General features: G+C 56.7%; 9 protein-coding genes. 3 read left to right on the forward strand and 6 right to left on the reverse strand.

The features are described from left to right. Positions 1-12: 12 nt before the first annotated feature. The 6 genes from ABJN75_RS16650 to ABJN75_RS16675 all read right to left on the reverse strand — a co-directional run bounded on the left by ABJN75_RS16650 (position 13) and on the right by ABJN75_RS16675 (position 5,633). Positions 13-495 carry a DUF411 domain-containing protein gene (locus ABJN75_RS16650; protein ID WP_348440698.1) on the reverse strand — a complete coding sequence of 161 codons (483 nt, stop codon included), beginning with the start codon at positions 493-495 and terminating at the stop codon, positions 13-15. A 304-nt stretch (positions 496-799) separates the two neighbouring features. Beyond that, complete coding sequence (locus ABJN75_RS16655) at positions 800-1,336, reverse strand: L,D-transpeptidase (protein WP_348440709.1); 537 nt, start codon at positions 1,334-1,336, stop codon at positions 800-802. 77 nt (positions 1,337-1,413) lie between these two features. Next, on the reverse strand, positions 1,414-1,740 hold the full coding sequence (locus tag ABJN75_RS16660; protein ID WP_348440699.1) for a hypothetical protein: 327 nt from the start codon (positions 1,738-1,740) through the stop codon (positions 1,414-1,416). 50 nt (positions 1,741-1,790) lie between these two features. Then, positions 1,791-3,182, reverse strand: a complete 1,392-nt coding sequence (locus ABJN75_RS16665) for a multicopper oxidase family protein (protein ID WP_348440701.1) — start codon at positions 3,180-3,182, stop codon at positions 1,791-1,793. Between the two features lie 295 nt (positions 3,183-3,477). Continuing rightward, positions 3,478-4,914, reverse strand: a complete 1,437-nt coding sequence (locus ABJN75_RS16670) for an ATP-binding protein (protein WP_348440702.1) — start codon at positions 4,912-4,914, stop codon at positions 3,478-3,480. Then, positions 4,911-5,633, reverse strand: coding sequence for a response regulator (locus tag ABJN75_RS16675; protein ID WP_348440703.1), 723 nt, complete (start codon positions 5,631-5,633; stop codon positions 4,911-4,913). Before ABJN75_RS16675 ends, ABJN75_RS16670 begins: the two co-directional genes overlap by 4 nt. Positions 5,634-5,801: 168 nt before the next feature. Here ABJN75_RS16675 and ABJN75_RS16680 point away from each other — a divergent pair, with 168 nt between their 5' ends. The 3 genes from ABJN75_RS16680 to ABJN75_RS16690 form a co-directional block, all read left to right on the forward strand. Continuing rightward, positions 5,802-6,488: an EF-hand domain-containing protein gene (locus ABJN75_RS16680; RefSeq protein ID WP_348440704.1), complete on the forward strand. Its 687-nt coding sequence runs from the start codon at positions 5,802-5,804 to the stop codon at positions 6,486-6,488. A gap of 200 nt (positions 6,489-6,688) precedes the next feature. Further along, positions 6,689-7,075 carry a DUF302 domain-containing protein gene (locus tag ABJN75_RS16685; RefSeq protein WP_348440706.1) on the forward strand — a complete coding sequence of 129 codons (387 nt, stop codon included), beginning with the start codon at positions 6,689-6,691 and terminating at the stop codon, positions 7,073-7,075. A 426-nt stretch (positions 7,076-7,501) separates the two neighbouring features. Further along, positions 7,502-8,101: murein L,D-transpeptidase family protein (locus ABJN75_RS16690; protein WP_348440708.1), on the forward strand; the 600-nt coding region annotated here is incomplete at its 3' end.

The following is an 8,101-nucleotide window of genomic DNA, read 5'->3' on the forward strand; positions in this document are numbered from 1 at the left end:
ATTGGCGCCGGTTCATTGTTTGCCAGCCTTGAAGAAAACCGCAGGTGCTTCACCGGCGCGCCCGGTGAACGCGTAAACCGCATAGTTTGCCGCAGGATCATCGCCCATGCCGAGTGACCCCATCGGCATGCCCGGGGTTGAAACTCCCAGGATATCCGGTCGCTCGGTCATCAGTTTTTCGACCGCCTCAATCGGCACATGGCCTTCAAGCACGTATTTGCGTTCGCCGCCGATCATCGCAGTGTGGCAGGCTTCAAGTTCGCCGGGCACACCGGCCTGCATCTTGATCGGCGTAAGGTCTTCCATGTCCGTGGTCTCGACGTCGTAGCCGGCCTTTTCCATGGCTTCAACCCAGGCCTGGCAGCACCCGCACCACGGCGTCTTGAACACCATGATCTGGTTGTCAGTGTCCCGCGTTTCGGCGAGTGTAACCGTGGCTATTGTGGAAAGCCCCATGGCAAGCGCAACGGCAAACAAGGTAGGAAATTTGGTCATTTCAGATGTCTTTCGAATTCGTGAGAGGTTGACCATGGCAAGAATTGCCCACGGTTTTGGGCATGAAGACTCGAACGCCGGCGCATCGGTTCAAAGCAGCAAGGGTCGCAGCATTTCCGCGCATGGCGTTTGCTTCAGCGTCGCCGGAAGGATCAGTCCGCCGCCCGCGACCATAGACAGTCAGCGGGCGAGCTTTATCCATATCGCGGATTGCCCAAACCGGCCCTGCCGGCGTGGCATGCATTTATCCGACGGACGCTGGAGTCGCACAAGCACGGTGATGGCTCGTGTGCTTGGCGATGCCTCACAACACCACCACCCGCGCACCGACAGGCACCCTTTCGTACAGGTCCTCGACATGTCCATTGATCATGCGAATACAACCGTTGGAAACCGAGCGCCCGATGGAGGACGGTTGTGTCGTGCCGTGGATGCGGTAGTAGGTATCGCGACCGTTCCTGTAGAGATAGAGCGCACGCGATCCGAGCGGATTGCCCGGGCCGCCGGGGACACCTTTGGCATACTTGGCATACTTGCCGGGCTGGCGCCGGATCATGTTCTTGGTCGGTGTCCAACTTGGCCATTTCGCCTTGCGAGCGATATTGGCGGTGCCTTTGAAAGCAAGACCCGCCTTGCCAACACCCACTCCATAGCGGCGTGCCATCCCACCGCTCAATTGCAAGTAGAGAAAGTGGTTGCGGGGGTCGACGATAACGGTACCGGGCGCGTATCCCGAGAAAGCCACCGATTGTGGCTCGAACTTCGGGCTCAGCTTGAATGGCTGGGTGTGTGCGAGAACCCGCGACGACGGCATAACTGCGAAAGCCGCAAAGCCCAACATAAAATTTCGTTTGGAGATCATGATTACCTCGTGACTGATCAAATTCCGGAAGCGCCCATTGGCGCAGCTATCCGCGATCAGGAGACGATGGGGGGCCTCATGAGGTAGCCCTCGACCGAAGATGTCAGCAAAGCCGGATACGAACTTGCTTTTACTGGGACTGTTCGGGGAAAACCCACAACGACAAAGGGCGCAAGGTAATGGCAGTCCATGGCGCAGGCATTGTAACCATGCCCTATCATGCTGCCGGGATCCTCGCAGCAGTTCATCATGACGGCGTCGGGCAGGCTTTGTACGCTCATCGACTGGTCAACCGCATCTGCAGTGTGCGCACTCTGCGTCGCGGCAACGAGTGCGCCATTGGTAAACAGCAAGAAAACAACTGCGATGATGAGACTGCGCATACCAACCTAATTACCCGAAAAAGCTAAACCATTCCATAATAAATCAACCATCACGCAACCGTGAACCAGGTCGTCATGCCTGCTGCGGCATGTTCAAGCATATGGCAGTGGTAAAGCCATTTTCCCGGATTGTCGGCGACAAAGGCTATATTCGTCGTTTGCTCTGGCCCGATCAGGAAGGTGTCGCGCCACGGTTCGCCTTCGTCCACCTCGCTCCCGGACCGGGAGATCACGCGGAAATGATGCCCATGCACATGCATCGCGTGAACCCAGGCGGTCCTGTTGACGGTTTCCAGGATGATAGTTTGCCCGCGTTCGGCAACGAATTGGGGATCGCTGGCGAGGTTTGCAACACCGTTGAATGCCCAGGTCTGGCGTGTACTTTGGACATCTTCGCGCTGAAGTTTCTTGCCCTGGTATGTGATCTCGACAAAGCCGCCCATGGCCCCGCCCTCCATGACGACTTTCACACGCTGCGCATTGGCGATGTCGGGTTCGGGAATGGCGTTGATCGCAAGGGGTGGCGTGGCTGGAGCGGCTGCGGCGTCGCCCTCGACCTTGAATTCGGCCATCACCAGAGGATCGTTGCTCGACACTTCCTCCAGCACGAAACTTTCCCGAGGGACTACCAGCAAATCCATACGCTGCGCCGGGCCAAGCATCGCGGGCGCATAACCAAGGTTGATTGGTTCGGGTAGGGCCTGGCCGTCATAGGCCAGCACCTTTGCATCGAACCTGTTGGGGTCTATTTCGAAGACGCGGCTGTTGGCGGCGTTGATCAGGCGCAACCGGTAGGCTTCGCCGCGTTTGAGCACCATGGCCGGCGCCGGCTCGCCATTTACCGTAATCCAGTTGCCAAGACGGCCTCCGTGGCTCCAATCCATCAGCGAACCGAAGCTCTCGGTGTCCAGCACACCCGGCTGACGCAACCGCCAATCGTCGATAACCAGCGTGATGTCGTGTAAATCGTCGAACGGCTTCTCCGGCTCATCAATGATCAACGGGCCGTAAAGGCCTCGGCCGACCTCGTTCCAGCTTTTATTGTGCGCATGATACCAATAGGTACCCGCATCCGGCGCCTCGAAATCATACAGAAAGCTCGCGCCCGGTTGCACCGGTTCCTGCGTGAGCCCCGAAACGCCGTCCATGGCATTGTCGATCCGGATACCGTGCCAGTGAACGGATGTCGGCTCCTCCAGATTGTTGGTAAACCGGACACGGATGCGGTCTCCCTTGTTGACACGAATTTCGGGTCCCGGCACCTCACTGTTGTAGGCCCAGACATCTGAAGCTTCAGCGTCTGGCCGGAAGAGTTTTTTCCTGGCAGGCCCGGCGATCAACTCGAATTCTGTGGCGCTTGTGCGTGCCAGTGACAGAGCTGGAAACTGGACGGCGGAGACAAGCGCCGCCGTCCTGATGATAAAATTGCGCCGGTTGATCATATTCAGGTTCCAGAGGACAAATTGGACGTGGGGGTGAGGTTTTGACTGCTCAATTACACAGCGTCATCATGAAGTCGTCTACTACAGTCTCCGTCGGCCTACGTCCGAACCGAGTGCGGATTGCAGCAGTTGCAGATTCAGGCGACCAAATTCCAAGTGTTCGTTTCAAGCGAGTATTTGGCACTGATAAAGGTTCTACCAACTGGAAGGTCAAGCTAGCAGACTCGCATTACTCCGTCTGGACAACGCATGCGGGCCAGCCAGAACGGTGGTGACTAGACTGCAAGCCGTCGCCTCAAACGGAAGATTTGATCGACTGCGCATGATCGCCCACACTAGTTTCTTGCGAAGTTCCCTCCAAAGGGATCAAGATCGAGGCGCACAACCCACCCTCCTGCCGATTGGCCAGCCAGATGTCACCGCCATGGGCTGTGATGATAGTCCGTGCAATTGACAGACCGAGCCCGTGCCCACCGGTTTCCAACGACCTTGATTGTTCGAGCCTGAAAAACGGATCGAAAACACGTTCAAGATCGGTTTCCGGGATGCCCGGCCCGTCATCTTCCACCGTGATCATGAGATGGTTGTCTCGAACTGAATATGCCACGCGCGCGATTTTGCCATAACGCGCGGCGTTTTCGATCACGTTGCGAAGCGCTCGGCGCATGGCGGTCGGACGAATACGAACACATATCGCCCCGCCCCTATCCAGGAGGAAGGGAACTGGAGAACCGGTTCTTAGATCTTCGAGAAGAGCGCCCACTTCGACAGATTGAGAGGCTTCGGATGCAGACATTCCGCGGGCGAAGGTCAGTGTCTCCTCGACCATCGTCTGCATTTCCTCGACCGAGGTCACCAGACTGCTTCGTGTTTCCTCGTCGTCAACCATCTCGGCGCGGACACGCATTGCCGTAAGCGGAGACCTGAGATCGTGTCCCAGTGAAGCCAGCAACCGTGTTCGGTCCGCAACAAACCGGGTCAGGCGATCCTGCATTCTGTTGAAGGTCGAGGTAAGTTCTCTCACTTCGCTCGGTCCCACGGCGGGTAATTCGGCAATTTCTTCGCCGCGTCCCAGTTTGTCCACCGCGCCGACCAGCCGCCTCAGTGGACTGGTAAAGCGAGTCATGAGAAACCAGAAAACAGTGATCAGGATGACCGCCGCGGTGAGAATAAATGTCAGCATGGAGTAAAACGGCCACTGGAAGGGCGGGCGCTCGAACCGGGTGCCGACATTGAGCCAACGTCCGTCAGATAGTGCGATGGACAGGTTCATTTCAACCGCAGAGACCGCGCCGTGCATCATTGACCGATGCATTTCAGCCATTTCAGACGAAAGGTGCGGCATCGGCAGGATTTGGCCCTCGATTTCATGCAATTCGACACGGATGTCACCGCTGTAACTGTCCCCCAGAAGCGCACGTATTCGGGATTCGATCAGACCACCATCGGAGCCATCTGAATTTCTGGCAGTCGCTTCACCCGACAAGTCAAATCGGACAAGCGGCGAATTGGCCGCGCGCAGGATCGAACCTTGCAGATTGTCCGGAGCCTCTTCAATCAGTCTCGCCACGTTGGCGGCGCGGCCGGCGGCTTCGAAACCAAGCGCGGCCCGAACCGCAAGGCTCCTCTCATCGACGAACAACCACAGGCTCACGACTTGTGCGACAACAAGCGCGGCCACAACAAGCAGCACGAGTTGAGCCCTGAGGCTTGTCAACGGCCCCCAGTTCAACCCAGCACCTCCACGTCCGCCGACAGGTAATAGCCGCCGTTTCTGACGGTCGTAATGATCTTGGGCTGAAGAATGTCGGGTTCGATCTTGCGCCTGAGACGGCTGATCTGGTTGTCGATAGTGCGGTCCAACGGCCCGGCTGAACGGCCAGCCGTAAGGTCCAGAAGCTGCTCGCGGCTCAGAACCACCCGCGCGCGTTCCAACAGGACGATCAACAGCCTGAACTCTGCGGTGGTCAAGCGCGTTTCGTTTCCGGATTTATCCACCAGCATCCGACTGTCTGAATCAAGCTCGAGGTGCGCAAAGCGAAGCCGCTTTCCCGCAAACCCGCCGGCAAGCGTTTCCTGCCGTTCCGACCGGCGAAGCACAGCCTTGATCCGCGCCAGCAACTCCCGCGGATTGAACGGCTTGGCAAGATAATCATCGGCCCCGATCTCGAGTCCGACGATCCGGTCGGTGTCTTCGCCCAACGCTGTCAGCAGGATGATCGGCAACGCGCGTTCGGCCGACAGCCGCTGGCACAGCGAAAGGCCGCTTTCGCCGGGCATCATGACATCCAGCACCATCAGGTCATAATTGCCACCGGCAAGTTTTACCTCGGCATCCTGCGCATCCTTGGCGGTGCCCGCGCGCATGCCGTTCTTCTCAAGAAAACGCTTTACGCTTTCACGGATTTCCTTGTGATCGTCGACGACAAGAATGTGTGGGGCATCGGACATGAGCTTTTCTATCGAAATCCGACACACCGCGTCAGTGTTTGTTTTGTCACCGAATGTAACAGGACCCGCATCTTGCGACATAGCGGTACAAACCGTTGGATGCAAACCATTCAAACCTGATTTCTTATGCCCAGATAAGGAATGTGCAACCAACCAGGAGATTGTAAGATGTACAAGTTCAAGACCATCGCAACAGCGCTGCTCATTTCGGCCGCCGTGCCGACGCTCGCGTTCGCCCATGCCGATCATGGACAAGGACCGTCGAACCGCGACTCGGGCGCTCACATGAAAGGCGGCAACGCCAACATGATGCAAGGAGCGATGGGGCAACAGTCAGGCATGAAAGGCCGTGATATGGGATCCATGATGCGCATGATGCAGATGATGCATGGTGGACAATCGGGCATGATGGGCATGGATGGCGAAACCGGCGGCATGGGCGCGGGAATGATGGGCATGGGCGGAGCGATGATGGGTGGCGCCGACCATATGCAACGCCTGTTCGACGCAAATGATGACGGAACAGTCTCGCCCGAGGAACTTCGCACCGGTTTGCTTGACGCCCTGAAAACCTACGACGCGGATGGCAACGGAACGCTGTCGCTCGACGAATTCGAAACACTCCACGCCGCCCATATAAGGGAACAGACGGTCGACCGCTTCCAGGCCTTCGACGCGGATGGAGACGGGCAAGTCACCTCCGAGGAATTTGCCGCGCCCGCCGACAGGATCAAGCGGATGATGATGATGCGGTCGGGCAACATGCTTGGTCAGAATGATAGCATGATGGACGGCGAGCAGCCGGGAAGCATGATGCAGAACGGTACACAGAGCGAAACAAAAAAGGACAATTGAGCGTTATGCCGGTTGGACAAACCAGTGGCGGAGGCAATGCCTTCGCCACTACATAGCAAGGGATTGAATGAATGATGAATGGTTTTGGTATGGGTTTTGGCGGGCTTTGGATGATCCTGGTGCTGGTCCTTGTCGGCCTCGCGATTGTTGCACTGATCAAGTATCTGGGAAAATGAAGACTGTGAAAGGATGACAATCAGATGAGCTACACCATAGACAGAATATTTTCCGGGGCCGATATCGACGATATCGACGCCCGTACGCGTGCTGCCCTGGCTGCAGCCGGCTTCGGAATTCTGACTGAAATCGACGTCAAGGCAACAATGAAGAAGAAAATTGACAAGGACCTGCCAGGGTATCGCATCCTTGGCGCCTGCAATCCGAACATGGCCTGGCAGGCTATCGGCATGGAGCCGAAGGTCGGGGCGATGCTTCCGTGCAACGTGATTGTGCGCGAGACTGACGAAGGTGTGGAAGTGTCGGCGGTCGATCCGGTGGCCTCGATGACCGGTATCAACAATCAGGAACTCGGCGCAGTCGCTGACCAGGTCCGGCAAATGCTTGCGGAGGTCGTATCAACGATTTGATCCTTCATGCCGGGGAGTCAGCAAAACAGAAAACCGTTCGCACTCTACATGCAAGCCTGATCAAAACGTTTTGATCAGGCTTGCATGTACTGCACCGGCCTGAGAAGCAAAAGGCGGGACCGCCCGTCAGGAACAGGGAGTGGCCTGGCTATGGTGGACTTTGCGAACAACGCGCCACGCCCCGGCTGACCTCGAAAACCACTCTTTGCAGGCTGTTCTATTTGCATTATGTTGTTCCCATCACGCGCCAATCACCTGATTTTGATTTTTCGTTAACCTCATTGACGAACGATGCTGCTATCGCTGTCGAAATGAGGTGCAACATCGCGCGCTCGGCGGCACCAACTCTCCGATCCACAAGGGACAGAGATGAACTTGTATCAAAAGCTACTCAGATTTTTGATCCTGCCCACATTGGCAGTGTCTATGACGGCTTGCGTATCGACGGTTCTTGACGTCGACAACAAGGCAAATCAGCCAATTGCGGCGAGCCTTGTCAGCGATATGAGAAAACTCAAGATGACCCCGGCCGATCCCATCCTGATCCGGATTTTCAAGGATGAGAGCGAGCTTGAAATCTGGAAACGTGACCGCACCGGGCGTTACGCGCTTTTGAAGACCTTTCCAATGTGTCGCTGGTCCGGCAAGCTCGGCCCGAAGACCAGAGAAGGCGACCGGCAGGCTCCAGAAGGATTTTACCATGTCTCCGCCGGCATGCTCAATCCCAACTCGCAGTATTATCTCTCTTTCAATCTCGGCTACCCAAACAGGCTGGAAAGTGCACTCGGCTACACCGGCGACGCCCTGATGGTTCATGGAGCCTGTACATCGTCAGGATGTTACGCGCTCACGGACGCCGGCGTCGCGGACATCTATGCGATTGCCCGTGAAGCCATCAAAGGCGGACAGTCATCATTTCAGGTGCAGGCTTTTCCATTCCGGATGACACCTGCAAACATGGCGCGAAACCGAAATGACCCGAACTTCGATTTTTGGACAAACCTGAAACAGGGCTATGACATTTTG

Source organism: Hoeflea sp., from assembly GCF_039975035.1.
Classification (GTDB): domain Bacteria; phylum Pseudomonadota; class Alphaproteobacteria; order Rhizobiales; family Rhizobiaceae; genus Hoeflea.

What these genes read in the sequence shown, in the direction of transcription:
- ABJN75_RS16650 (WP_348440698.1), bottom strand. Translation starts at nt 495, where the DNA reads ATGACCAAATTTCCTACCTTGTTTGCCGTTGCGCTTGCCATGGGGCTT.
- ABJN75_RS16655 (WP_348440709.1), bottom strand. Translation starts at nt 1,336, where the DNA reads ATGTTGGGCTTTGCGGCTTTCGCAGTTATGCCGTCGTCGCGGGTTCTC.
- ABJN75_RS16660 (WP_348440699.1), bottom strand. Translation starts at nt 1,740, where the DNA reads ATGCGCAGTCTCATCATCGCAGTTGTTTTCTTGCTGTTTACCAATGGC.
- ABJN75_RS16665 (WP_348440701.1), bottom strand. Translation starts at nt 3,182, where the DNA reads ATGATCAACCGGCGCAATTTTATCATCAGGACGGCGGCGCTTGTCTCC.
- ABJN75_RS16675 (WP_348440703.1), bottom strand. Translation starts at nt 5,633, where the DNA reads ATGTCCGATGCCCCACACATTCTTGTCGTCGACGATCACAAGGAAATC.
- ABJN75_RS16680 (WP_348440704.1), top strand. Translation starts at nt 5,802, where the DNA reads ATGTACAAGTTCAAGACCATCGCAACAGCGCTGCTCATTTCGGCCGCC.
- ABJN75_RS16685 (WP_348440706.1), top strand. Translation starts at nt 6,689, where the DNA reads ATGAGCTACACCATAGACAGAATATTTTCCGGGGCCGATATCGACGAT.